The organism is Halorubrum sp. CGM4_25_10-8A (assembly GCF_005435025.1).
GTDB classification, from domain to species: Archaea; Halobacteriota; Halobacteria; order Halobacteriales; family Haloferacaceae; genus Halorubrum; species Halorubrum ezzemoulense.
On the sequence record NZ_SGTX01000007.1, the window covers coordinates 45,033 to 68,331 of the forward strand.

Sequence of the window (23,299 nt, forward strand, 5' to 3'; positions counted from 1 at the left end):
CGGCGAGGACACCGGAGGGCGAGCGAGCGCGACGAACGACGGTCGGCCGAGCCCCCGACTCCGTTCGGTAGCCGATCGCTCCGTCCGGTAGTCCGTCACTCCGTGTAAGGTTTCTCGACGTTCCCGTCGCCGCTGATGTACGCGTTCATCCGACGGGTGATCCCGTCGAACAGCGTACTGAGCGGCGAGAGGACGCGCTCGACGAGTCGGATCGGCGACGAAGGCCGGGGCGGGCCGGCCCGACGAGAGAAAACGGTCGACTCGCGCTACTCTTCTTCCTCTTCCTCGACCGGTCCTCGCCCTCGTTCCCAGACCGCGTCCGCGGAGGTGTCGTTCGGTGCTGTGTGCGAGACGTCTTTCATGGTGTCGCGATCGCTTGCCATATTGACTCCCAATACCCCGGACCTCTGTATTAACCCTTCGTGGAAAGAGATAATGAGTCCTCATACCATATAAGGTATTAATATGGCTCTGTGCCACGATAGCGCAAAAAGTGGACGAATTGCGTATTGCCTCTGTTTTATGCCCCAGGTATCGGATGTGCGTTCGGATCTGAGCGGAGGATCACAGCGATGAGGGACGCCGCCGCCGGAGGACGCGACGTGTTGGGAGATTCCGATCGCGACAGCGAAACCGCGGTGGTCCGAGAGGGGACGACGCTCGCGGTCGGCCGCGACATCGACGCCCCGCCTGAGCGGACCGCGACGGCGCTCCGCGACACGCGACGGTGGCCCGACTGGAGCCCGTCCGTGGGGGGCGTGGAGAGCACCGATCGGTACGTCGAGAGCGGGACGACCGGACGGGTCCGGGTCGCGGACGCTTGGGTTCCGTTCCGGGTGACGGCCGCGACGCGCCTCCGCTGGGACTGGCGGGTCGCCGGGGTTCCGGCCACGGGCCACCGGGTCGACCGCTATCCGGAGGATCCGGGTCGGTGTCGAGCGGTGATCGAAGTCCCGCTCGTCGCGGCCCCGTACGTCCCCGTCTGCCGACGCGCGCTCGACAAGTTCGCGGCGCTCGTCGAGGGAGGGTGATCCGGGCGGCGCCCGTGCCTCAGTTCTCGTAACCCGCTTCGAAGGGGTCGATGACCTCGCCGCCGGGCTCGTCCTCGTCGCGGGTGACTCCCGGCCCTCGCGTCGCGAGTTCGAAGACGAGCCCGTCGGGGTCGGTGAAGTAGACGCTCTTGAAGTAGGTCCGGTCTTTCACCTCGGAGACGCGGACATCGTGGGCCTCGAGGTGTTCCCTCCACTCGCGGAGCGTCGCCTCGTCCTCGACGCCGAACGCGAAGTGGTGGCTTGCGCCCGGGCCGGGCGTCCCCTGCGAGTTCGGGTACTCGAAGTAGGTGACGTTGGTGCCCGGCTCGCCCTCCGGAGTCGACGAGAAGTAGTAGTGCGGCGTCCCGGGGTCGTCGTAGTTCTGCGTCCGCTTGACCGTGTGCCAGCCGAGCACGTCCTCGTAGAACGCCGCGGTCTCCTCGATGTCGGTACAGATGTTCGTGACGTGGTGGAGTCCCGTCGTCGGCGGCGCGTCGGTCATGGTCCGCGTGATCGGTCGTCGGGAGAGTAGTTAGTCGTACTGGGGGTTCGAAACGCGGATACGCCAGTCGCCGGACGATTCGGTTGGGGGTCGGCTCGGTCAGTCGGTTCGAACGGCGCTCAGAACAGCCCGACGCCGACCGCGTACGGCCACGCGGCCCCGCCGACGGCGAGCAACGCCAGCGCGGCGCCGGCGCCGTAGACGTTCTTCAGGAAGCTCGTCATCTCGTTCTGCCGCTCTTCGGGGTCGTCCACCGACCAGAAGTCGTGCATCGTCACGGCGGAGACGAGGAGGAAGAACGCGAGCGAGCCCCCGGCGAGGACCGGGAACGCGCCCGCGGCGACGGCGAGTCCGCCGAGGACGAGGACGGCGCCCGAGGCGATCACCGAGAACTGCGGCGCGGGGAGGCCCTTGAACTCGGCGTAGCCGGCCATCGTCTCGAGGTCCATGAAGTGGTTGAGCCCCATGAACGCGAGCGTCGCGCCGAACAGGATCCGGCCGAGCAGGAAGAGTTCGCCCGCGAGGGGTGTGTCGAACTGGAGCGGTAACGTCGCGGTTTCAGCTAACATCGTGTAACCTGCTATACGGACGTAACCTATTTATCGCTTCCCGGACAATAGAGTTAGTAGGTAACACCGATGTCATCACAGGACCTTTCCGCGGCGGAGTCGGCGGAGACGGCGGATTCGGGGGCTGAAGCGGCTGGCGAGGCGACGGCGCCCGAGACCCCATGCCCCGTCATCGACTCCATCGAACAGATCGGCTCGCAGTGGCGGCTCGTCGTCCTCCACGAGCTGTTGAACGGCGAGGCGCGGTTCAACGAGCTCAAGCGCGAGACCGACGCGAACGCCCGGACGCTCTCGCGCGTGCTCGACGACCTCCAAGAGACGGGCTTCGTCGACCGCCGGTTAGAGGAGGACGCGCCGGTGGCGACGTACTACAGCCTGACCGCGAAAGGCGAGTCGCTCGCCCCCGTCTTCGAGGAGATCGACGAGTGGGCCCAGGAGTGGCTCGCCGAGTGCGACGCGTAAGCGTGCGTTAGCAGGAGTGGATTTCGTTTATAAACAGACATCCGTTCCCAGGCTGTTTGTTTATAAACTACCAACAGCGAATCGTCGATGAAGGCCTCCAAAGCCCCAGCCGCGAGGGCGGCGCAGGCGACGCAAGCACCGCAGGGAGCGAGCAGCGCGAGCGACCGAGGAGCGCAGCGAGCGTGCGCCGCCCTCGCGACTGCCCCTTTGAGTCCCGCCCCGTACAGCACCGCAGCCTCACACCTCCCCAGCCTCGTCGGCCGGCCTCCGCTTCGCTCCGGCCCGCCGACTCCCTCGCGCGTGCTCCTCGCGTCCGTTGGACGCTCGGAGGCACGCGCCACCGCCTCACAAATCGATGAGCGGCGCTGGCAGGCACATCGGTCTGTAAATCGTGCCGCCGCGTCGCGCAGCCGCTGCGTCGCTCTCACACGTACTTTCGCGCGAACGCGTACAGGTCCGGGATGATGTACGCTACCCCGCCCACCGCGAGAGCGATCACGAGCGGGACCCCCCATGGGGTGTACCCGTCGAGTCGTATCGACCACCTGAGCAGCCCGGCGGCCTCCACGAGCGGCGGCACGAGGTACACGCTCGCACCGACCGCCGCGGCCGCCGGCGCGTGGACCGCCGAGACCCGGTAGCCGTAGGCGCTGCCGGCGATGAGGGCGAGGCCGAGAGCGATCACGAAGGCGGCGTAGATGAGCGCGCCGAACCCGCCGAGCGGACCCGGTCCGTAGAGCGTGAACTCGTAGACGCGCTCGTCCGCGAACACGTAGTACAGGCCTCCCTCCTCGGGAGCCTCCTCGATGTCGATCCCGGTGTCTCCCGGAGCGACGTCCAATCCCGAGGGAACCGGTTTCGAGATCGAGACGCTGCCGTCGTCGGAGTCCGCCGCCACCGTGAAGAAGCGCTGTCCCCGTTCGGAGAGGTCCTCGTATTCGAAGGCGAACCCCTCGCAGTCGGCGAACGCGACGCTGACGTCTCCGGAGTCGGCGTCGTCCGTCGGGAAGAAACACGCCAGTTCGCCGCCGTCCCTGACGAAGTTCCAAGCCCCCGACCGGAACTCGGACGGGAGGTCGTCGACAGCGACCTCGTCGCGATCGCCGGCAGCCTTGACGGAGGCTTCACCGCGATCAGAGCCGGCGTCGACGACGTCCCGCGCCGCCCCGGAGAGGTCCGCGTAGCGGTGGACTTCGCTGTCCGTTCGATCCACCGAGTACGTAACCGGGGCCGGGTCCGTCGCGCCCGCGACAGCGCCGGTGACGACCCCGACTCCGACGACGAACAGGCAGAGGGCCGCGAGGAGTTCGGGTGACGGGCGATTCATCACCTGTTCCGATCCTCCGACGGCGTATGTGTTTTGTGTGACCTCGATTCGGCGACGGCGCTCCCGGCGCGGGCGAAAGGTGCTTGCCCGCCGAAACGCACACCATACTCCGGCGCGTACGTGACGCCGTGTACGCCGGACTGAAGAACACTCCCTGTTGCCTGTGCGGCCGGGACGACACCCACACCCGGATCGCCGTGCCGCCGCGGGCGCTCCGGCTCATGGAGAACGGCGAGCCGATCGCGTGGCGCGACGTGGTCGGGACCGTGACGCTCCGCTTCTGCGCCGACGACTGGGACCTCGTGAGCGACCTCGCCGTCGAGATGGACGCGCACCCGCTCTCGCGGTGTAACGCGGCGCACGTCTCCCTCGACCTCCGCGAGGACCACGAGGCGCTGCTGTCGGCGACGAAGGCCGAGACGGACCAGACGGAACTGGAGACGCGACTGGCATCCGAGGCCGAGGCGACGCTCGACGCGGTCGACGATCCCTACACAGAGGAGCGCGACGTGGTCGAGGCGATCGTGGTGTTGCGCGCGTTAGAGGAGCTCGGCGTCCGGGAGCCCCCCGGCGACGCCGCCGCGCTGGCGCGCGACGACTGAGACGGTCGGGCGGCGCCGACGCCCGCTCACCGCCTGACCTCGAACCCGTCTTCCCCCTCCGGCGCGCCGTACTCGGCGTCCACGTCGTCGACCTCGGCGGCCCGGCTCCCGGTCTCACACCACGCCACCATGTCGCGAACGGCTCCCTCCGGACCCTCGAAGACGGCCTCGACCCGGCCGTCGTCGAGGTTCCGCACCCAGCCGTCGACGCCCTTCTCGCGGGCGGCGTCGCGGGTGCTCGCCCGGTAGTAGACGCCTTGGACGCGGCCCGAGACGAACACGTGCGCTCGAACGCGGTCGGTCATCGGTCGGTGGTGCGGCGCGCTGCCTGTTAAACGACCCGCCCGCGACCGACCGGCCGCCGACCGACCCGCGCCCGCAACCGACGCCTACTAACTCCCGCGCGCCGACGTGGGCGACATGGACCTGTTCGGAACCGCCGGGATCCGCGGCGGCGTCGAGGACCGCGTCACCCCGTCGCTCGCGCTCGCCGTCGGGCGGGCCGTGGGCGCCGAGATCCGATCGCGTACCGACGATTCGACCGCCGCGTCGACGCCCGAGCCGACGGTCGTCCTCGCCCGCGACGGGCGGGTGACCGGCCCGGCGCTCGCGGCCGCGATGGAGGCCGGTCTCTCCGCCGGCGGCGTCGCCGTCCGCCGCGCCGGGCAGCTCCCGACCCCGGCGCTCGCGTACGCCTCGCGGGGGCGCTACGGCGTGATGCTCACCGCGTCCCACAATCCGCCGACGGACAACGGGATCAAGCTGTTCCGCGACGGGACGGAGTTCGACCGCGACGCTGAGCGCGCCGTCGAGTCGCGGGTCGCCGACGAGGAGCCGGTCGCTCCGTGGGACGAGTGGACCGAGCCGACTCGAACCGACCCGCTCGGCGACTACCTCGCCGCCGTCCGCGAGTACGCTGCGGGGTTCGGCGCGCCCCTCGACGGGCTCCGGGTCGCGGTCGACTGCGGAAACGGGATGAGCGCGCCCGCGACGCCGACCGTCCTCCGCGAACTCGGCGCCGACGTGGTCACGCTCAACGGGAACGTCGACGGGCACTTCCCCGGCCGCGGGAGCAAGCCGACCCCGGAGACGCTCGCCGACCTGCGCGCGTTCGTCGCCGACGCCAACGAGGGCGTCGAGGACCCCGGACGGCCGGCCGACGACGGGAGGGGAGCGGGAGGCGACGGCGACGCGGACGAGACCGAGGGGTTCGCCTTCGGTATCGGTCACGACGGCGACGCCGACCGGATCGTGATCGTCGACGCGGACGGCGAGGTCGTCCACGAGGACACGGTGCTCGCGGTGCTCGCGGAGCGGTACACCCGCGCGAGCGACGCCGCTGACCCCGTCGTCGTGACGACGCCGAACGCCTCCGGTCGGATCGACGAACGCGTCCGCGACGCCGGCGGGCGCGTCGAGCGCGTCCGGCTCGGCGCGCTCCACGAGGGGATCGCCGCGGTCCGGGAGGACGCCAGCGCGGCCGGCGCCCTCGGCGAGGCCGGCACGGTCGGCGAGGCGGGCGCCGCGGGAGAGGTGGGCGCTGACACGCGCGTCGTCTTCGCGGCCGAACCGTGGAAGCACATCCACGTCGCGTTCGGCGGCTGGATCGACGGCGTGACCTCCGCGGCGGTGCTCGCGCGCCTCGTCGCCGACGAGGGGCTCGACGCGCTCCGCGGCCCGGTGACCGAGCGCCCGTACCGAAAGGTGAGCGTGGCCTGTCCCGACGACGCGAAGGAGCCGGCGATGGACCGGTTGGCGACGGCGTTGCCGGACGCATTCCCCGACGCCGCGGTGGACACCGACCACGGCGTCCGCCTGGAGTTCGACGACGCCTCGTGGACGCTGGTTCGGCCCTCCGGCACCGAGCCGTACGTCCGCGTGTACGCCGAGAGCGACGATGTCGACGCCCTCGTCGCCGAGGTCGAAGCCGTGGTCGAGGACGCGGTCGCGGACGCGTAGGGCCGGCCGGTCCGACCGCCGACGCCCCGTCGCGGACGCGTAGGGCCGGCCGGTCCGACCGCCGACGCCCCGTCGCGGACGCGTCGGCGACCCCGCGTCACCCCGTTCGGAACCGTGAGAGATTCGGGTTCGTGGATCAGACGGCGGCGATCGGGCGACTGATACCCCGGAATCGGGCCGCTTCTCTCCACGAACGTGCCACCTCGACACCGCGAGAACGACGAATTTATGCCGCGTTCCGACGGGGGTACGAGTGAGATGGCATCCGACTTCGATCGGCGGCGGTTCATCAAGGCGGCAAGCGCAGCGGGCCTCGTCGGCCTCGCCGGGTGTAGCGGCGGCCCGAGCGGTGACGGGGGCGACGGGGGCGACGGCGACGTGCCGGCGCGGATCGGCATCGTCTATTCCGACGGCGGACTGGGGGACAACTCGTTCAACGACGCGGCCCAGCAGGGGATCTTCCAGGCGGAAGAGGAGTTCGGCATCGCGTACGACGAGTCGGAGCCCGACGGCGCCGGCGAGTTCGAGCAGTTCCAGCAGCAGTACGCCGGCTCGACCGACCCGGCCTACGACCTGGTCTGTACGATCGGGTTCAATCAGGGCGACTCGCTCTCGCAGACCGCGCCCGAGTACCCCGACCAGGACTTCATGATCGTCGACACCGTCGTCGACGAACCGAACGTCGCGAACTACCTGTTCCGCGAGCACGAGGGCTCGTTCCTGATGGGCGTGCTCGCCGGCCGCCTGACCGAGACCGAGTTCTCGGCCGGCGCCGGCGAGACGGACCCGGACTCGACGACCGTCGGGTTCGTCGGCGGCGTCGACAGCCCCGTCATCCGCCGGTTCCAGGCCGGGTTCGAGGCCGGCGTCGACTACGCGACCGACGACGTCGACGTCACCACGAGCTACGTCGGCAGCTACGCCGACCCCACCGGCGGGCAGGAGGCGGCGCTGTCGATGTACCAGAGCGGCGCGGACGTCGTCTACCACGCCTCGGGCGCGACGGGCGTCGGCGTGTTCCAAGCCGCACAGGAGGAGGGGCGGTTCGCCTTCGGCGTCGACCAGGACCAGTCGGTCTCCAACGAGTCGTTCTCGGACGTCATCCTGGCGTCGATGGTGAAACGCGTCGACACCGCGGTGTACGAGTCGATCTCGAACGTCATCGACGACAATCACCAGGGCGGGTCGACCACCGCGCTCGGCTTGGAGTCCAACGGCGTCGAGTGCGTCTACGGGCAGGAGATCGGCGACCAGGTCCCAGACGAGATCGCGACCGCCGTGGCCGACGCGCGCGACGAGATCATCGCCGGGAACATCGAGGTCCCGGAGACGACGAGCAACTGAACGCGGCGCCGCCGACTCGAAGCCGAACCCCGCTGGCGGAATTTTTTTGCTCCGGTCGGGCGACGGAGTGTCCCTCGTTCCGGTCGGACGACGAACAGGACCGGGCGCAGTAGCTCGGAATCCGGGCGCTTTTAGGCTCCGGCGCGGAGTTACGGGTGAATGAACCCGGCGGTCCACTTGGACGGTATCACGAAGCGATTCCCCGGGGTCGTCGCGAACGACGACGTCGATCTCGCGGTGGAGCGCGGGAGCGTCCACGCCCTCCTCGGCGAGAACGGGGCCGGCAAGACCACGCTGATGAACGTCCTGTACGGTCTCTACCGGCCGACCGAGGGGACCGTCCGGCTCGACGGCGAGCCGCGGTCGTTCGACTCGCCGCGGGACGCGATCGACGCGGGCGTCGGCATGATCCACCAACACTTCATGCTCGTCGACCCGATGACGGTGTGGGAGAACGTCGTCTTAGGCAACGAGCCGACGACTTGGGGCGGACTCCGCGTCGACAGGGAGGCGGCGCGGGAGGCCGTCGTCGAACTGAGCGAGCGGTACGGCTTCGACGTGGACCCGGACGCGACGATCGCGGACATCTCGGTCGGAGAGCAGCAGCGCGTCGAGATCCTGAAGGCGCTGTACCGCGGCGCCGAGGTGCTCATCATGGACGAGCCGACCGCGGTGCTGACGCCGCAGGAGGTCGAGGAGCTGTACGGCGTCTTCGAAGAGCTCACCGAACAGGGGAAGACGATCATCTTCATCTCGCACAAGCTCGGCGAGGCGCTGTCGGCGGCCGACGACATCACCGTCCTCCGCGACGGGGTCAACGTGGGCACCGTCGCCGCGGCCGACGTGACGCGCGAGGAGCTCGCGGAGATGATGGTCGGCCGGGAGGTGCTGATGGACCCCGCCACGTCGCCCCGAGAGACGGGCGAGCGCGTGCTGGAGGTGACCGACCTGTGCGTCGAGGACGATCGGGGCGTCGAGGCGGTCTCGGACCTGTCCTTCGAGCTCCGGGGCGGGGAGATCCTGGGGATCGCGGGCGTCGACGGCAACGGACAGTCACAGCTCGCCGAGGCGATCACGGGTCTGCGCGAGACGGCGTCCGGGGAGATCCGCTACCGCGGCGAGTCGATGGTCGGGCAGACCCGCCGCGACCGGATCGACCGCGGGATGGCGTTCATCCCCGAAGACCGACAGGAGCGCGGCCTGGTGATGTCATACGACCTCACCGAAAACGGGGTCCTGGGGAGCCAACACGACCCGCCGTTCGCGCGCGGCGGACGGCTCGACTGGGGCGCGGCGCAGGACCACGCCGAGTCCGTCATCGAGCAGTACGACGTCCGGCCGCCGGACGCCGACGCGGAGGCCGAGTCGCTGTCGGGAGGGAACCAGCAGAAGTTCATCGTCGGGCGGGAGTTCGAGCGCGACCCTGAGCTGGTCGTCGCCGCCCACCCCACCCGCGGCGTCGACATCGGCTCCACGGAGTTCCTCCACGACCGGCTGCTCGAACTGCGCGCCGAGGGGAAGGCGGTCCTGCTCGTCTCCTCGAAGCTCGACGAGGTACAGGGGCTCTCCGACCGGCTCGCGGTGATTCACGAAGGAGAGTTCACCGGAGTCGTCGACCCCGCGAGCGTGACCGAAGAGGAGATCGGGCTGCTGATGGCGGGCGAGTCGCTCGACGACGACTCGGTCGAACGGGCGGCGATCCACGACGCCGGCGGCGCGCCGGACGAGGTCGACGGCGGGGCGGCCGACGACGAGGGGGTGGACGCGTGAGCGATTCGGCGCCCGACGGGGACCGTACGGAGTCCCTCCTCGCCCGCGTGGTCGCCCCGTTCGTCGACCGGAGCGTCGCCGAGCGGCTCGTCATCAGCGTCGCCGCGATCCTCCTCTCGATCGTCGTCGGCTTCGCGCTCGTGCTCGTCTCCGGCCGGATCGCGCAGTGTTCGACCGCGGCGTGGACGATGCCGCTCACCGGGATCGGCTTCTGTTACGACCCGATCGAGGTGTACGTCGTGCTGTTCAACGGCGCGCTCGGGTACCCGTTCGCCGTCGGCGACCCCGGGCTGTTCAACCCCGCGTGGACGCCGTTCAACCTCTCGTTCGGTCTGACGCTCTCGGAGACGACGCTCCTGATCTTCACCGGGCTCTCCGTCGCCGTCGCCTTCCGCGCCGGCCTGTTCAACATCGGCACGCAGGGGCAGCTCGTCGTCGGGGCGCTCTCGACCGCCCTCTCGGTCCTCGCGCTCGCGCCCCTGCTCCCGGCCGGCCCGGTCGCCGGTGCCGTGCTGATCGTCGTCGGGACCGCGGCGGGCGCGGTCGGCGGCGGACTCTGGGGCGCGATACCCGGCGCGCTCAAGGCGTACGCCGACGCCAACGAGGTGATCACGACGATCATGCTCAACTTCGTCGCCGCGAACGTCGCGTACGTGCTCGTGTTGGAGGTGTTCCGCGCCGAGGGCTCCTCGGTGGTCGCCACCCGCTACGTCCCAGAATACGCGCAGTTCCCGTCGGTGCTATTCCCCCCGTCCACCGACTTCGCGCTGCTCGCGCTGGCAGGGGGCATCGCCTTCATCGGCGCGCTCTACTACTTCGTCGAGCACACGTCGCTCGGGTACGACCTCCGGACGAGTGGCGTCCAGGCGGCCGCGGCCGAGTACGGCGGTGTGAACGCGAAGCTCACGACCGTGCGGGCGATGACGTTGTCCGGCGCGCTCGGCGGTATCGGCGGCGCGGTGTGGGTGCTGATGTCCGAGGGGCGGTGGATGGCCTCGATCCCGGACCTCGGCTTCGACGGGATCACCGTCTCGATCCTGGCCGGGAACAACCCGATCGGCGTGCTGCCGGCGGCGTTCCTCTTCGGGGTCCTGAAGGGCGGCGCCTTGGAGATCGGCTTCCGGACCGACGTTCCCACGGAGCTCGTCGCCGTGCTGCGCGGGCTCATCATCCTGTTCGTCGCGATGCCGGAGTTCTTCCGGATGATCGGTCGATACACCGGCGTCGGGGGGACTGCCGGCGGCCCGGGCGGCGCGGCGTCGGCGGAGTCAGATGCCTCCGCCGGCGGCGACGGGGGTGAAGCCGATGCGTAACCCGCTCTCGCCGGCGTCGCTCCTCGAAGGCGCGAGCGAGTCGGGGTACGTCCGTTCGCTTATGGCCGGCACCGTCGGAGTGCTCGCGCTGCTCGGCGTGTCCGGGCTCGCGTTCCCCGACTCCGTGGCGGGCGACCTCGCGGGCATCGTCTTCTCGACGAGTACCGCCACGTCGACGGCGCGGCTCGCGGCGCCCATCGTGCTCGCCGGACTCGGCGGCATCTTCGCCGAGAAGTCCGGCGTCATCAACATTGGCCTAGAGGGGCTCCTCATCATCTCGGCGTTCGTGTCGGTGTACGCCGCGTCGGTCGTCGGCGTGGGCAACGCCGTCCTCGGCGTCCCGGCGCTCGCGATCGCGTTCCTCGCCGGCATCGCGGCGTCGACGTTCCTGTCGGCGGTGTTCGCGGTGGTCTGTATCGAGTTCAAGGCCGACCAGATCATCGCCGGGCTGGCCGTCTGGCTCATCGCGTTGGGGCTCGCGCCGTTCCTGTCGACCGTGTTCTTCGGCGGCGTCAACACGCCGAACCTCGGCGTGAGCGTCGGCTGGCAGTACTCGGCGACGATGGTGGTTTTCGCGACCGCCGGCTCGTGGTGGCTGTTGAACAAGACCGCGTTCGGCAAACACCTCCGCGCGGCGGGCGAGAACCCGAAGGCGCTCGACACGGTCGGCGTCTCCGTCTCGAAGGTGCGCTACGCCGGGGTGCTGCTCTCGGGCGTCCTCTCCGGAGTGGGCGGCTCGGCGCTGGCGCTGTCCATCGGGCAGTTCGTCGGCTCCGGCGAGACGATGGTCCAGGGCAAGGGGTTCATCGCCATCGTCGCGTACCTGTTCGGCAACTACAATCCGCTCGGGACGCTCGGCGCGGGCGCGCTGTTCGCCGGCCTCGACGCGATACAGATCCGGCTCCAGCAGCTCGGGTACGCGATCCCGGACACGCTGGTCCAGACCATCCCGTACGTCGTCGTGATCGTCGTCCTCACGCTGGTCGGCCGGACGCAGATCCCCGAGGCCGCGGGCGAACACTACGAGACCGAGGAGTAGCTCGCGCCCGCTGACGACCTCCCGGGTCCGGACGGTCAGTCCGACGCCTCGGTCTCCTCGGTCGGCGAGGGCAGTCGCAGGTCGGCGAACGCCTCGGTGTCGCCGATCCCCGTGACGATCTTGACCTCGTCGGTGATCGGGACGCCGACGCAGGAGAGGCGGGCGTTCGCCCCGCGGATCTGCTCGTCGGAGAGGATCGACTGCCCCGGCATCGCCACGTCGCCCTTCACCACGACCACGGCGCAGTTGGAGCAGGCGCCGCCGCGGCAGGCGTACGGCCACGACCGGCCGCCGCGCTCCGCCGCTTCCAGGATCGACTCGCCGGGCTCGACGAGGAAGCGGCCGTACTCCGGGAGGTCGAGGTCGGCGTTTGCGGCCTTCTCGAAGAGGTCCTCATCGTCGAGCGACCAGCCGTGCTCGGTCAGCGCGTCGCGGTCGAGGTGATAGACGGTAGACGGCGACCCGGTGCGGACCGGTTCGACCGACCCCTCCGCGTACCGCCGAACCACGTCGGCCGCCTCGCCGACCGGCTCGTCGCCGAGGTCGTCGAACCAATCGCGGACCGTCGCGGGCGCGAGGTTCGACTCCGCGGCGACCGCCCCGATGTCGACCCCTTCGAGCCGGGCGACCGTCGAGACGAGCCCCGGCGAGTCGAGGGCCGTGATCGTCTCCTCGACCCACTCCTCGGAGCGGTCGTACCACGAAGCGAGTTCGGCCGTGCCGATACCTCGGTCGTACGCGACGGCGGTCATCAGCGCCGCGGTCGCCTCCGCCGACCGGACCTCCGAGAGCCACGCCCGGAGCCGGTCGGCGTCGACCCGTTCGAGTTGCCCCATGTCCGTATCGTTCGTTTCGAGGCCGTTAAACGACGAGCCTGAACAGTTAGGCTCCGGACGCGCCCCGGCTCGCCCCGGCCATCGCGAAATTCGTCGGCGCGCGGCCGACCGAAACGGGAGCAAAGAGTTTTGCCCGGCGCACGACACGGTCCGGTAATGGATATCGACGAGTACGACGTCGTCGTGGCGGGGGCCGGGACCGCCGGCTGCTACGCCGCCGCGACGATCGCGAACGAGGGGCTCGACGTCGTCATCGTGGAGCGGAAGGACGCCGAGGAGGCCGGCCACATCGCCTGCGGCGACGCCCTGAAGGGCGCCGACGCCTTCCCCGAAGCGATCCCGAAGGACCGACTCGAACCCGCGTTCACGAACACCGGCGTCGACCACGGTCGCTTCGAGATCCCGCAGGAGGACACGGTCCTAGAGATCCCCGTCCCCGGCGAGCTCGCCGTCATCGATCGCTGGGAGTACGGCCGCCAGCTCATCTCCGGGGCCGAGGACGCGGGCGTCGACTTCCACTACGACACCGTCATCAACGACGTGAGACAGAACGAGAGCGGCCGCGTCACCGGTATCCACGCGGTGCGGAAGGGCGACCCGCGGACGTACGAGGCGGACGTCGTGATCGACGGTGCCGGGTCGCTCTCGCTGCTCCAAGACAAGGCGGACTTCGAGGAGACGACCTTCGACACGAACGTCCGGTACTCGCAGTTCTGCTCGGCGTACCGCGAGATCGTCGACGTGCCGGAGCCGGTGGAGTGGGACGACGCGCTGGTGTTCAAGGCGACCGACCGCGCGGCGGGCTACCTCTGGTACTTCCCGCGGACCGCGACGGAGATCAACGCCGGCCTCGGCTTCCAGATGACGGAGGAGCCGATGAAGCTCGTCGAGTCGCTGAAGAAGGACCTCCGCGACCGCCCCGAGTTCGAGGGCGCGGAGGTCCGCGACAAACTGGGCGCCGCCCTGCCCACCCGACGCCCCTACGACTCGGCGGTCGCGCCGGGGTACATGGCGGTCGGCGACGCGGCGGGTCACGTGAACCCGACGACCGGAGGGGGAATCGCCGGCGCGGCGTACGCGGGCAAGTATGCCGGCGAGCAGGCCGTGAAGGCCGTCTCGGACGACGACGTGAGCGAGGAGAACCTCTGGCGGTACAACACCCGCGTGATGGACCACTTCGGCGGCCGGTACGCTGGCCTCGACGTGTACAACGTCCTCGCGACTTCGGTCGACGTGGACAACCTCATGGGGCTGCTCGCGTCGCTGCCGGGCGAGAAGCTCGCGGAGGCGCTGTACGAGGGGTCGACCTCGATGTCCTTCGGGCTGAAGCTGAAGGCCGCGGTCAAGTCGTTCGGCTACTGGGGGACGATCCGGAACTTCTACCAGACGAAGTCGCTGGCGGACGAGCTGATCGGCCACTACGAGGAGTACCCGACGAGCCCCGCCGCGATGGCGAACTGGACCCGCCAGCGCGACGACATCATGGACCGCGTCTACGAGACGACCGGCGCCGACGCGAAGTACTGAGGCCGTGAGCGGCTACCGGCTCACTACCGTCGAGACGGTGCGCGAGCAGGGCTCGTGGGCGTTCACGGCTCGTGAGGGCGACGAGGACCGCGAGGTGTTCCTCGTGCCGTGCGCGGACGAGTCGGATGAGCGCGACGACGAGGACCCGCCGGTGCGCGCGTGGATCAACCGCTGTACCCACGAGGACCAGCGGCTTCACCGCGAGGCGGTGGGCGCCGTCACCCGCGGCGGCTCCGTCGTCTGCCCGAAGCACGGTTCGGCGTTCGACGCGTGCGACGGCGGCTGCGACAACGGCGAGGCGGCGGGCACGACGCTCCGATCGGTGGACGTGACCGTCCGCGACGGCGCGGTGTTCCTGACCGACGACGACCTCAGCTACCTCCGCGAGGGGTTGCCGGACGAGGACGACGACGACGGCGCGGGGCCGTCGTCGAGCTCGCACCTCACCTTCTGAACGGGGCGAGATTCGGCGGACCGGCGACGTCTACGGCTGCGCCTCCGCGACTCGCCGGATCGCGCCGGCGATCACGTCGATGCCGAGCGACAGGTCGTCCTCGACCACGTCGAAGTCGGTGGTGTGGTGCCCGCCCGGGTGGTCGGTGCCGACGCCGAGGTAGCAGGCGAGCCCGCCCTGATCTTGGACGCGGTTCATCAGGTACGTAGCGTCCTCGGAGCCGCCGAGGTCGTCGCTGTCGACGACGTTCGTGACGCCCTCGACGTCGCCCGCGGACTCCCGGACGAGGGCGGCGAGCGCGTCGTCGCTCGTCGCGCTGGGCGCCTCGCCGAGCGTCGACACCTCGACCTCGCAGTCGTGCATCGCCGCGGCGGAGTCGAGGATGCGGTCGGCGTGGTCGGACATGTACTCGGCGAGCTCCGTCGTCTGTCCGCGGAGCTCGCCCTCGATGTGCGACTCCTCGGGGATGATGTTCGTCGCGGTGCCGCCGCCGACGAGCCCAGCGTTCACGCGCGTGGGGCCGTCGGCATGCCGCGGGATGGCGTAGAGGTTCTGGACCGCCGCCGCCATCGCCTGAACCGAGTTCCGACCCTGCTCGGGGCGCGCGCCGGCGTGCGCGGGCTCGCCGGAGAACTCCGCGAGGAAGTGCCGCACCGCGAGGAATCCCTCGACGCCGCAGACGACCTCGCCGGACGGGTGATCGAGGCCGACGTGGACCGCGTAGAGGTAGTCGACGTCGTCGAGGTGGCCCGACTCGGCCATCGGCTTCCCGCCTGCGACCTGCTCCTCGCCCGGCTGGAAGAACACCTTGAGCGTGCCGGAGAAGTCGGAGTCGAGGACGGCGTCGAGCGCGCCGAGCCCCATCGTCGCGTGGGCGTCGTGGCCGCAGGCGTGCATGAACCCCTCGTGCTCGGAGCGGAACCCCTCGGCGGCCGGGACGTGCTCGGCCGACTCAGACTCCGTGATCGGGAGCGCGTCGATGTCGACCCGCAGGCCGATCACGGGGCCGTCGCCGCGCTCGACGACCGCGACGCAGCCGGTGTAGCCGCCCGAGAGCCGGTCGAGGATATCCGGGTCAGCGCCCGCCTCGCGCGCCTGCTCCTCCCACTCCGCAAGCTCCTCGTCGTCGGGGACGTTCAGTCGCTCGTCGGTCGCCAGCGCGTCCGGGCCGACGTGGAACTCCGTCAGGTCCCGCTCGCGGAGGGCCTCGACGATGCGGGCGGTGGTGTAGAACTCGCGCCACGCGGGCTCGGGGTGGCGGTGGAGGTCGCGGCGGAACGCGCGGTACTCGTCGTCTTCGAGAACGCTCATACCCGTGGGTGGCCCGGGGACAGGTTAAAACGTCGGCTGCCGGAGAGCGACGGGGACCGCATCGGAGCCGACCGCGGGCGGCTCACTCCTCGGCCGTCCCCATCCGCTCAGAGTAGTCCCACGCGTGGATCCGCTCCGGTTCGATCCGGATCTCGACCTCCTCGCGCTCGGATCGCAGGAGCCGGTCGGCGGTCGGGTTGTCCGTGCCGCCGAGGTACTTCGTCAGGAGCGACCGCAGGAGCCGCTTCCCATCGTCTGGTCGGACCGTCGCCCGGCCGCGGCCGCGGACCCCCTTGTACGGCGGGTCGTTCGTCGACACGTCGAAAGAGACGCTGTCGTCGTGGTCGACGAACTCGACCAGATCGGCGTTCGCGCTCGTCGCACAGCGGATCGCGCCGGGCGGCCGCGCCGCGCCGTCGCCGTCGTCTCCACCGTCGGCGCTCCCCCCGTCCGGGTCCCACGCGAACCACAGCGAGACGATCCACGGACGGTCGCCCGGGGTACGGCAGCCGAGGCGGACCGGGACGGACGCGGCGGCGAGGAACTCGTCGACGCGGTCGCGGTCCCACGGGCCGGTCGGGTCCATACCGATCCTACGCCCGCGCCCCGCCTAACAGTTGCGGCGCCCGGACTCGATCGAGGTCGACGGCCGAACCACTCGGAGCCCGGCGGCTCCGGAACACAAGAGAATTGACGGTCCCCCCGCGAGAGGTGGTATGACCGACTACTTCGAGGTCCACGAGCGCGACGGCGCCGCCCGGCTCGGGGAGGTCCGCCTCGCCGAGCCCGTGTCCACGCCGGCGCTGGCGGACCCGTTCCTCGACGACGCCGGAAGTCTTTGGGCCGGTGACCGCGAGGTCCCAGACGGCGACGAGACCGCGCTGACGGTGCTTCCCCACAGGGCGTTCCCCGCGGGGACCCGCGACGAGGTGCGCGAGTCGTTCGCGGTCGACCACCCCGGCGTCGCGTTCCCCTCGGCCGCGGTCGTCGACAGTCGGAGCGCCCGCGACCTCGGCGCCGACGCGTACCTGCTCTCGGACGCGCAGGGGTTCGTCGGCCACGGCGAGGCGTTCCGGGACGCGATCCTCCGCGCGAAGTCGGCGCTGCCGCCGGACGCCGCGCTCGGCCTCTCCGGCGTCGCGACCCCGCGGAACGTCGCGCTCCTCGCGTACGCCGGCGCCGACCTCGTCGACGCGACGCGCGCCCGGACGAAGGGGACGCAGGGGATGTACCTCACCGCCGACGCGGAACACTTCCTCGAAGACTTGGAGGAGCTCCCCTGCGCCTGCCCGGCCTGCGCGAAACCCCGAAGCGAGTTCACCCGGGACGACTGCGCCGACCACAACGCCAACGCGCTGCGGGCCGAGCTTCGGCGGGTCCGCGAGCGGATCCGGAGCGGCCGCCTGCGCGATTACATCGAGGCGCAGGCCCGCCACGAGGGGTGGCTCACGGCCGCGTTCCGCGAGTTCGACGACCAGTGGGGGTACTTGGAGGAGCGGACGCCGCTCATGCGCGACGCGGAGGTGACGGCGGCGTCGGCGGAGACGCTCGACCGCGTCGAGATCCGTCGGTTCGCCGACCGCGTCACGAGCCGCTACCGGAACCGGTTCACCGACCAGCCGCTCGTGTTGGTCCCCTGCTCGGCGACGAAGCCGTACAGCGACTCCCAGAGTCACCGCCAGTTCCACGACGCGATCAAGTGGCGCGGCCACACCGTCTCGATTACCTCCCCTATCGGCGTGGTGCCGCAGGAGCTCGAGACGACCTACCCCGCTCAACACTACGACTCGGTCGTCACGGGCGACTGGAGCGAAGACGAGATCGAGTTCGTCGCGGAGGTCCTCCGGCGGTATCTCGAACGCAACGACTACTCGCGCGTCGTCGCGCACGTCCCCGAGGACGGGTACCGCGAGATCTGCGAGCGCGTGGAGAGCGACCCCGCGATCGACGCCGACTTCGAGTACACCTGCGTCGACCACCCGACGACCGACGAGTCGCTCGGCGAACTGAACGCCGCCCTCCAGGGCGAGCCGGCGTACAGCAAGCGGGAGCGCGAGCACAACACGGTTCGCGCTATCGCCGATTACCTGCTCGGCGACGGCGCGGGCGACGACCTGTTCGGCGGTCTCGGCGCGAGCGGCGGAGGCGACCGATACGGCGGCGAGGCCGACGTCCGCACTACCGGCCGCTACCCCAAGCTCCAGGTGTGGGGCGACGAGCCCGACGCCGGCCGCGAGGGCGAGCCGGGCGAACAGCTCGCGACGATGGTCCCGCAGTACGGCACGCTCTCGTTCACCCTCGCCGGCGCGCGCCGCTGGGTCGAGAGCGACGCGCCGACGAAGCGGGTGGAGATCGATCAGTTCGTCCCGCGTGGCTCCGTGCTCGCGCCGGGCGTCGTCGACGCGGACGACGATATTCGGGTCGGCGACGAGGTCGTCATCGAGGGGCCGAAGGCGTTCGCGGTCGGCCGCGCGGCGATGTCTGGCCCAGAAATGGCGGGATCGACCCGCGGCGTCGCCGTCGAGGTGCGGCACGGAGAGGAGAAGTAACTGGACGGCTCCGGTGAACTCCTCGGCGGACGATCGCCTTCAGTTGTCGCGCCGGACCCGGAGCCCGTTTCGATGTCGGCCCGCTACGACTCGGGAGCGCTCCGCGAGAAGTTCCCCGAACTATCGGCGTTGCGAGCGCTTCACTCGTCGGCCTCGGATCCCTCCGCGCCGCCGAGTTCGGACAGTTCGGTTTCCAATTCCTCGGAGTCTTCGAGGAGCAACCCCGTCCCGCCCGCGGCGATCATACCGACGCCGATCGCACGGAGCTGCCGGAGGTACGCCGGCTTCGCTTCGAGCTCCGACGCGTTGTCGAAGTTCTTCCCGATCATCTTTTTGCTGAGCCTGACGCTCGCCCGCGGGAAGAGCGCGGTGACGACCCCTTGGACGAGTATCATTGCGGACCCGAATAGACGGCCTTTCTCACAGCCTTTCATACACGGTAGTACGTCTCGCCGCCGGATAACTATTGCCCCTAACACGCAATACCGCCGCGTCAGTTTTCTTCAGATGCTCATTTCCAGCTACTTCTTCCGTATATATTGTGAACTATTTACAACACTATGTTTATCCGTAGGGCGCCTGTATACGACCTATGATGAGAGACGCTGAGGCGGCGGACCGATGTGGTGGAACCGCCGTCGCTGCGACCGCGAAGCAGCGCCCGACAGACTCGCCGCTCGGAGCCGACACCCCGTCGCGCGTCGGGCCGTCCCCGGACGGGAGGTCGGCATGACCGCACGGAATCCGATAGCCGCTCGGACGCTCGCCGTCCGCGGGGCCGGGACGTTCCTGATCGGGGTCGCCGTCAATCTCGCTCTCGGGTGGATCGCGTTGACCGGGGGTCTCGTGGCGTCGACGGAGTTCTTCCGGTACCCCCCGATCGTCGTCTGGACGCTGTTGGGAACGATCGGTGCGGCCGTTATCTACGGGGCGCTCACGCGTTTCTCCGCGACGCCGGACCGGACGTTCGTCCGCGTCGCCGTCGCCGCGCTCGTCCTGTCGTTCGTCCCCGATGTCGGCCTGCTCGTCGCCGTCGAGGGCGTGACGACGAGCGAGGCCGTCGCGCTGATGGCGCTTCACGTCCCGCCGGCGATCACCGCGATGATCGCGCTCCCGAACACTCCGTTCGGGCGTTAGCCAGCTTCCGGAGTTTACACCTTCGCGAGGCCGGCCGAACCCGCACTCCTCAGTCGTCGGCGGTCGCCTCGGGTCGGTACGCCTCGCTGATCTTCTTCCACTTCCCCGACCGGAACCGGAGGTAGTTGATCGCGGCGGGGATCGTCGTCTCGGCCATGAACGCGAAGTAGAGTCCCCACAGCCCGATCGCCGGGAGCGCCACCTCGGGGACCGTGAGGCCGACGAGCGGGAGGTCGATCGCGGGTGTCGCGTCGTGTGCGCCGACGTACGCGAGCGGGATCGACACGCAGAACATCCCGAGGAACTGGCTCGCGAAGGGGATCTTCGTGTCGCCGGCGGCGTCGAGGGGGCCGGCCGCCCCGCCGGAGACGCCTTGGAAGATCACCGCGGCGCAGGCCGCGTACACGAGGTTGACGGCGATCGGTATCTCCGGGCTGTCGGGCGACTCGGCGAACAGCGAGACGATGTCGGTGGCGAAGACGGCGATCAGCACCGCGGAGACGGCGTACGTCGCCACCGAGAAGCGGATGATGTCGCGGGCGTACGCCTCCGCTTCGTCCGGGCGCTCGACGCCGAGCTCCTGCCCGACGAGGCTGGAGGAGGCGAGGCCGAACCCCCAGCCGGGCGTGTTCATGATCCCCCAGATGCGGCGGGCGATGACGAACGCGGCCACGGTGTTTTCCCCGAACACGTCGAGGATGGCGAGCATCGGGAACTCGGCGGCCGTCCACACGAGGTTGCGCGCCCCGACCGGGACGCCGATCTCGACGAGGTCGCGGAGCATGCCGGGGTTCAGGTACGAGCCGGTCGGGTCGATCGCGACCGGGAACTCGCCGATGAGGGGGGCGCTCCCGCGCACGAGGCCGACGGTGAAGCCGCCGACCGCGAGCACGTTCGAGAGGACGGTGCCGACCGCGGCCCCCTCGACGCCCCAGCCGAACCCGAAGATGAACAGCGCGCTGAGGGCGATGTTCGCGACCGCGCCGCCGGCCCGGACCTGCATCGCGGTGTAGGCGTCGTCGCAGCCGACGAGGATGCGGCTCCCGACGAGGTTGAGCGCGGCGAACGGGACGCCGAGGCCGACGACGCGGAGGTAGTCCGCGCCGTAGGCGATCGCCGCCTCGTTGCTGCTCAACACGTCGATGAGCGCGGGGGCGAACAGCCAGAACGCCGCGCTGACCGGCAGCGTGATCGCCACCGCGAGGAGGACGCTGGAGCGCACCGCGTCCCCCAGTTCGCCGAACGCCTCGGCGCTGTACCGCTGGGAGACCAAGGCGATCGTGCCGCCGGCGACGCCGCCGCCGAACGCGAACGCGAGCCCCCAGTAGGGCCCCGCGAAGCCGACGCCGGCGACGGCGCTCGTGCCGACCGCGACGCCGACCATCGCGACGTCGACCGCGTTCTTCGACATCCGGGCGATCCCGGTGACGATCCGGGGCCACGCGAGGTCGGTGGTCCGCACCACCCGGTGACGGTCGATCAGCCCGGCCCTCGCGAGGGCGAAGCCGATGTAGAGGATCAGCGCGCGGAAGGGGTTCGGCAGCCGAGAGATCAGCTCGCGGAGGGAGTTCGGAAGGCGAGACACGGCAGATGCCCGCCTTTTCCGCTGGCGGCTAAAGGAGTTTCGTCACGCGGCAGGCGGTTCCGGATCGAGCGGGGGTCGCGGGCCGAGCCGTCGCCCGATCAGGCGCCCGAGACGAGGTAGACGGCCGCGGCGGCGAAGACGATCCCGAGCCCCTTCCGAGCCGTGAACGACTCACCGAGGAAGAGGAAGCCGATCACCGACGAGAAGACGAGGAACATCGCGAAGATGGGCGTCACGACGCTCACCGGACCCGCGGAGAGCGAACGGTACAGTGCGAGGATCCCGATACCGAGGAACACGCCCGCGGCGAGCACGTGCGCCAGCTTCGGCGAGGCGAGGTGGCCGGTGAACTCCTGTCCGGTGTACGCGATCACGCCGAGCGCCATGGCGACGAGCAGCGTGTTCGAGACGACGACGGCGACGTCGCTCGGGATCGCGTTCGGACCGGTCGTGGCGACGCGCATCAGCGGCGAGACGAGCGCGTACGCACCCATGGCGAGCAGCGCGTACGGGAGGTAGGTCGTGGCCGTAGCGTCCATACCACGGGGTCACCGCCCGGAGGCAAGTGCCTATCGACCCGCGTTCGGCGGCGGCCCCAGCGGGGCCGACTCGTCGGCCGACCGCGAGTCGTCGGGAACGTCGCCTTCGCGGTCGGCGTCCGAACCGCCCCGGTCGTGAACCGGGACGCAGACTGTCACCGCCGTCCCCCTCGGCTCGCGCTCCGCGAACGATATCCGGCCGCCGAGGTGGTCGACGCCCCACTTGACGATCCACAGGCCGATCCCGCTCCCGTGGCGCAGCGGCGTCTCGGTGCCGCGGTCCAACACGCCGTACTCCGCGGGGTCGATGCCGGGACCGTCGTCAGCGACGGTGACCTCGACCCAGCCGTCCTCGACGAGGGCGTCGATCCGGGCCCACGGCTCGTCCGCGTCGTTGTGTCGGACCGCGTTCGAACAGAGGTTCTCCAAGACGACCCGCAGCACCACCGACACCGAGACGGACGACACCGTTCCGACCTCGATCCGCGCGTCGGGATCGATCTCCCGCGCGTCGGCGACGGACGTGCGTCGTGGGGTATCGATCTACACTTACCCACGCCGTGAGGCGTTAACAAAACGCGAGCGCTCGCGGTATCAGCGGGCTCGGTCGAACGACGCGGGCACCTTCGGGGTTCAGTACGCTTTTGACACGAGCGGCCGATAACTCGCGTATGGACGGAACCTTCGATCACGTGATGATCCGCGTCGAGGACTTAGAGGAGAGCCTCGACTGGTACCAGACCCACCTGAACTACGAGGAGAAGGGCCGCTGGGAGGCCGACACCTTCACCAACGTCTTCCTCGGTCCCGAGGACGTTCACGAGGACGGCGCGCTCCTCGAACTCACGTACAACCACGACGGCCGGAGCTACGAGCTCGGCGACGCGTGGGGTCACATCGCGGTTCGCGTCCCCGAGGACGCGCTCCAGGAGTCGTACGACCAGCTGATGTCGGAGGGCGTCGACGACTACCGCGACCCCGAGTCCTGCGGGAACCGCTACGCGTTCGTGAAGGACCCGGACGGCCACGAGATCGAGATCGTCAAGCGCGACCACGGCGCGAAGTGGAGCATCGACCACACGATGGTCCGCGTCGAGGACGCCGACGAGGCGCTCGGCTACTGGACCCGCAAGTTCGAGTACACCGAGTACCCCGGCCGCTGGGAGGCCGACACCTTCTCGAACTACTTCGTGGCGCCCGAGGACGCGCCGGAGGAGGCGATGAAGCTCGAACTCACCTACAACTACGACGGCCGGGAGTACACGATGGGCGATGCGTGGGGCCACGTCGCGGTCCGCGTCGACGACCTCGACGACGCGTGGGACGCGCTGATGACCCGCGAGGCCCCTGACTACCGCGACCCCGCCTCCTGTGACCACAACTACGCGTTCACGAAGGACCAGGACGGCCACGAGGTCGAACTGGTCACGCGGGACTGAGTCC

Annotated in this window: 23 protein-coding genes and 1 pseudogene; 13 read left to right on the forward strand and 11 right to left on the reverse strand. The window is 70.0% G+C overall.

The features are described from left to right. The first annotated feature begins 572 nt into the window (after positions 1-572). Positions 573-1,031 (forward strand): SRPBCC family protein, encoded by a 459-nt coding sequence (locus tag EXE52_RS09260; RefSeq protein ID WP_049929655.1) that lies wholly within the window; start codon positions 573-575, stop codon positions 1,029-1,031. Positions 1,032-1,050: 19 nt separating this feature from the next. On the opposite strand, the gene EXE52_RS09265 is transcribed toward EXE52_RS09260, so the two are convergent. After that, on the reverse strand, positions 1,051-1,533 hold the full coding sequence (locus tag EXE52_RS09265; RefSeq protein ID WP_086216626.1) for a VOC family protein: 483 nt from the start codon (positions 1,531-1,533) through the stop codon (positions 1,051-1,053). Between the two features lie 119 nt (positions 1,534-1,652). Then, positions 1,653-2,102: a DoxX family protein gene (locus EXE52_RS09270; protein ID WP_086220006.1), complete on the reverse strand. Its 450-nt coding sequence runs from the start codon at positions 2,100-2,102 to the stop codon at positions 1,653-1,655. Positions 2,103-2,171: 69 nt separating this feature from the next. On the opposite strand from EXE52_RS09270, the gene EXE52_RS09275 reads away from it, so the two are divergent. After that, positions 2,172-2,564 carry a helix-turn-helix domain-containing protein gene (locus EXE52_RS09275; RefSeq protein WP_089307691.1) on the forward strand — a complete coding sequence of 131 codons (393 nt, stop codon included), beginning with the start codon at positions 2,172-2,174 and terminating at the stop codon, positions 2,562-2,564. 424 nt (positions 2,565-2,988) lie between these two features. On the opposite strand, the gene EXE52_RS09280 is transcribed toward EXE52_RS09275, so the two are convergent. Next, complete coding sequence (locus tag EXE52_RS09280) at positions 2,989-3,891, reverse strand: hypothetical protein (protein WP_049929651.1); 903 nt, start codon at positions 3,889-3,891, stop codon at positions 2,989-2,991. A gap of 128 nt (positions 3,892-4,019) precedes the next feature. Between EXE52_RS09280 and EXE52_RS09285 the strand changes: the two genes are divergently transcribed. Beyond that, entirely contained in the window at positions 4,020-4,493 is a 474-nt protein-coding gene (locus tag EXE52_RS09285) for a hypothetical protein (protein WP_086215896.1), read from the forward strand. Between the two features lie 26 nt (positions 4,494-4,519). Here the strand turns inward: EXE52_RS09285 and EXE52_RS09290 are convergent, their stop codons facing one another. Beyond that, positions 4,520-4,798 carry an acylphosphatase gene (locus tag EXE52_RS09290; protein WP_086220003.1) on the reverse strand — a complete coding sequence of 93 codons (279 nt, stop codon included), beginning with the start codon at positions 4,796-4,798 and terminating at the stop codon, positions 4,520-4,522. A 115-nt stretch (positions 4,799-4,913) separates the two neighbouring features. Here EXE52_RS09290 and EXE52_RS09295 point away from each other — a divergent pair, with 115 nt between their 5' ends. The 5 genes from EXE52_RS09295 (at position 4,914) to EXE52_RS09315 (ending at position 11,918) form a co-directional block, all read left to right on the forward strand. Beyond that, positions 4,914-6,452: a phosphomannomutase gene (locus EXE52_RS09295; RefSeq protein WP_089307690.1), complete on the forward strand. Its 1,539-nt coding sequence runs from the start codon at positions 4,914-4,916 to the stop codon at positions 6,450-6,452. A gap of 258 nt (positions 6,453-6,710) precedes the next feature. Continuing rightward, positions 6,711-7,796 (forward strand): BMP family protein, encoded by a 1,086-nt coding sequence (locus EXE52_RS09300; protein WP_086215894.1) that lies wholly within the window; start codon positions 6,711-6,713, stop codon positions 7,794-7,796. Between the two features lie 159 nt (positions 7,797-7,955). Beyond that, on the forward strand, positions 7,956-9,566 hold the full coding sequence (locus EXE52_RS09305; RefSeq protein WP_086220001.1) for an ABC transporter ATP-binding protein: 1,611 nt from the start codon (positions 7,956-7,958) through the stop codon (positions 9,564-9,566). Next, positions 9,563-10,879, forward strand: a complete 1,317-nt coding sequence (locus tag EXE52_RS09310) for an ABC transporter permease (RefSeq protein WP_049929645.1) — start codon at positions 9,563-9,565, stop codon at positions 10,877-10,879. Before EXE52_RS09305 ends, EXE52_RS09310 begins: the two co-directional genes overlap by 4 nt. Next, complete coding sequence (locus tag EXE52_RS09315; RefSeq protein ID WP_089307689.1) at positions 10,872-11,918, forward strand: ABC transporter permease; 1,047 nt, start codon at positions 10,872-10,874, stop codon at positions 11,916-11,918. The genes EXE52_RS09310 and EXE52_RS09315 overlap by 8 nt, the downstream gene beginning before the upstream one ends. 35 nt (positions 11,919-11,953) lie before the next feature. Here the strand turns inward: EXE52_RS09315 and fer are convergent, their stop codons facing one another. Beyond that, positions 11,954-12,754 carry a ferredoxin Fer gene (gene fer, locus EXE52_RS09320; protein ID WP_089307688.1) on the reverse strand — a complete coding sequence of 267 codons (801 nt, stop codon included), beginning with the start codon at positions 12,752-12,754 and terminating at the stop codon, positions 11,954-11,956. A 156-nt stretch (positions 12,755-12,910) separates the two neighbouring features. On the opposite strand from fer, the gene EXE52_RS09325 reads away from it, so the two are divergent. Next, positions 12,911-14,281 (forward strand): geranylgeranyl reductase family protein, encoded by a 1,371-nt coding sequence (locus EXE52_RS09325; RefSeq protein ID WP_089307687.1) that lies wholly within the window; start codon positions 12,911-12,913, stop codon positions 14,279-14,281. Between the two features lie 4 nt (positions 14,282-14,285). Then, a complete protein-coding gene (locus EXE52_RS09330; RefSeq protein WP_049929641.1) occupies positions 14,286-14,735 on the forward strand; it encodes a Rieske 2Fe-2S domain-containing protein in 450 nt (149 codons plus the stop codon). Between the two features lie 30 nt (positions 14,736-14,765). Here the strand turns inward: EXE52_RS09330 and EXE52_RS09335 are convergent, their stop codons facing one another. Next, positions 14,766-16,046 carry an amidohydrolase gene (locus EXE52_RS09335; protein WP_089307686.1) on the reverse strand — a complete coding sequence of 427 codons (1,281 nt, stop codon included), beginning with the start codon at positions 16,044-16,046 and terminating at the stop codon, positions 14,766-14,768. Positions 16,047-16,128: 82 nt separating this feature from the next. Continuing rightward, positions 16,129-16,632 carry a hypothetical protein gene (locus EXE52_RS09340; protein WP_049929639.1) on the reverse strand — a complete coding sequence of 168 codons (504 nt, stop codon included), beginning with the start codon at positions 16,630-16,632 and terminating at the stop codon, positions 16,129-16,131. 130 nt (positions 16,633-16,762) lie between these two features. Here EXE52_RS09340 and arcS point away from each other — a divergent pair, with 130 nt between their 5' ends. Next, the gene (gene arcS, locus EXE52_RS09345; protein ID WP_089307685.1) at positions 16,763-18,595 is read left to right on the forward strand and encodes an archaeosine synthase subunit alpha; all 1,833 of its coding nucleotides are present in this window, start codon (positions 16,763-16,765) and stop codon (positions 18,593-18,595) included. Positions 18,596-18,735: 140 nt separating this feature from the next. On the opposite strand, the gene EXE52_RS09350 is transcribed toward arcS, so the two are convergent. Further along, positions 18,736-19,029: a hypothetical protein gene (locus tag EXE52_RS09350; RefSeq protein WP_049929637.1), complete on the reverse strand. Its 294-nt coding sequence runs from the start codon at positions 19,027-19,029 to the stop codon at positions 18,736-18,738. A 295-nt stretch (positions 19,030-19,324) separates the two neighbouring features. On the opposite strand from EXE52_RS09350, the gene EXE52_RS09355 reads away from it, so the two are divergent. Beyond that, positions 19,325-19,732 carry a DUF6069 family protein gene (locus tag EXE52_RS09355; RefSeq protein WP_129452380.1) on the forward strand — a complete coding sequence of 136 codons (408 nt, stop codon included), beginning with the start codon at positions 19,325-19,327 and terminating at the stop codon, positions 19,730-19,732. A gap of 49 nt (positions 19,733-19,781) precedes the next feature. On the opposite strand, the gene EXE52_RS09360 is transcribed toward EXE52_RS09355, so the two are convergent. The 3 genes and pseudogenes from EXE52_RS09360 to EXE52_RS09370 all read right to left on the reverse strand — a co-directional run. Next, entirely contained in the window at positions 19,782-21,317 is a 1,536-nt protein-coding gene (locus tag EXE52_RS09360) for an MATE family efflux transporter (protein ID WP_049929635.1), read from the reverse strand. A gap of 98 nt (positions 21,318-21,415) precedes the next feature. Beyond that, positions 21,416-21,856: an EamA family transporter gene (locus EXE52_RS09365; protein WP_049929634.1), complete on the reverse strand. Its 441-nt coding sequence runs from the start codon at positions 21,854-21,856 to the stop codon at positions 21,416-21,418. Between the two features lie 30 nt (positions 21,857-21,886). After that, a pseudogene (locus EXE52_RS09370) lies at positions 21,887-22,378 on the reverse strand (sensor histidine kinase); the annotation flags it as partial. A 149-nt stretch (positions 22,379-22,527) separates the two neighbouring features. Between EXE52_RS09370 and EXE52_RS09375 the strand changes: the two are divergent. Next, the gene (locus EXE52_RS09375) at positions 22,528-23,295 is read left to right on the forward strand and encodes a VOC family protein (protein WP_049929632.1); all 768 of its coding nucleotides are present in this window, start codon (positions 22,528-22,530) and stop codon (positions 23,293-23,295) included. Positions 23,296-23,299 lie beyond the last annotated feature (4 nt).

Excerpts from the sequence above, each read along its gene's own strand:
- EXE52_RS09260 (WP_049929655.1), top strand. The coding sequence starts at position 573 with ATGAGGGACGCCGCCGCCGGAGGACGCGACGTGTTGGGAGATTCCGAT.
- EXE52_RS09270 (WP_086220006.1), bottom strand. The coding sequence starts at position 2,102 with ATGTTAGCTGAAACCGCGACGTTACCGCTCCAGTTCGACACACCCCTC.
- EXE52_RS09350 (WP_049929637.1), bottom strand. The coding sequence starts at position 19,029 with ATGAAAGGCTGTGAGAAAGGCCGTCTATTCGGGTCCGCAATGATACTC.
- EXE52_RS09290 (WP_086220003.1), bottom strand. The coding sequence starts at position 4,798 with ATGACCGACCGCGTTCGAGCGCACGTGTTCGTCTCGGGCCGCGTCCAA.
- EXE52_RS09315 (WP_089307689.1), top strand. The coding sequence starts at position 10,872 with ATGCGTAACCCGCTCTCGCCGGCGTCGCTCCTCGAAGGCGCGAGCGAG.
- EXE52_RS09265 (WP_086216626.1), bottom strand. The coding sequence starts at position 1,533 with ATGACCGACGCGCCGCCGACGACGGGACTCCACCACGTCACGAACATC.
- EXE52_RS09280 (WP_049929651.1), bottom strand. The coding sequence starts at position 3,891 with ATGAATCGCCCGTCACCCGAACTCCTCGCGGCCCTCTGCCTGTTCGTC.
- EXE52_RS09300 (WP_086215894.1), top strand. The coding sequence starts at position 6,711 with ATGGCATCCGACTTCGATCGGCGGCGGTTCATCAAGGCGGCAAGCGCA.
- arcS (WP_089307685.1), top strand. The coding sequence starts at position 16,763 with ATGACCGACTACTTCGAGGTCCACGAGCGCGACGGCGCCGCCCGGCTC.
- EXE52_RS09340 (WP_049929639.1), bottom strand. The coding sequence starts at position 16,632 with ATGGACCCGACCGGCCCGTGGGACCGCGACCGCGTCGACGAGTTCCTC.
- EXE52_RS09295 (WP_089307690.1), top strand. The coding sequence starts at position 4,914 with ATGGACCTGTTCGGAACCGCCGGGATCCGCGGCGGCGTCGAGGACCGC.
- EXE52_RS09375 (WP_049929632.1), top strand. The coding sequence starts at position 22,528 with ATGGACGGAACCTTCGATCACGTGATGATCCGCGTCGAGGACTTAGAG.
- EXE52_RS09305 (WP_086220001.1), top strand. The coding sequence starts at position 7,956 with ATGAACCCGGCGGTCCACTTGGACGGTATCACGAAGCGATTCCCCGGG.
- EXE52_RS09275 (WP_089307691.1), top strand. The coding sequence starts at position 2,172 with ATGTCATCACAGGACCTTTCCGCGGCGGAGTCGGCGGAGACGGCGGAT.
- EXE52_RS09355 (WP_129452380.1), top strand. The coding sequence starts at position 19,325 with ATGACCGCACGGAATCCGATAGCCGCTCGGACGCTCGCCGTCCGCGGG.
- fer (WP_089307688.1), bottom strand. The coding sequence starts at position 12,754 with ATGGGGCAACTCGAACGGGTCGACGCCGACCGGCTCCGGGCGTGGCTC.
- EXE52_RS09335 (WP_089307686.1), bottom strand. The coding sequence starts at position 16,046 with ATGAGCGTTCTCGAAGACGACGAGTACCGCGCGTTCCGCCGCGACCTC.
- EXE52_RS09325 (WP_089307687.1), top strand. The coding sequence starts at position 12,911 with ATGGATATCGACGAGTACGACGTCGTCGTGGCGGGGGCCGGGACCGCC.
- EXE52_RS09365 (WP_049929634.1), bottom strand. The coding sequence starts at position 21,856 with ATGGACGCTACGGCCACGACCTACCTCCCGTACGCGCTGCTCGCCATG.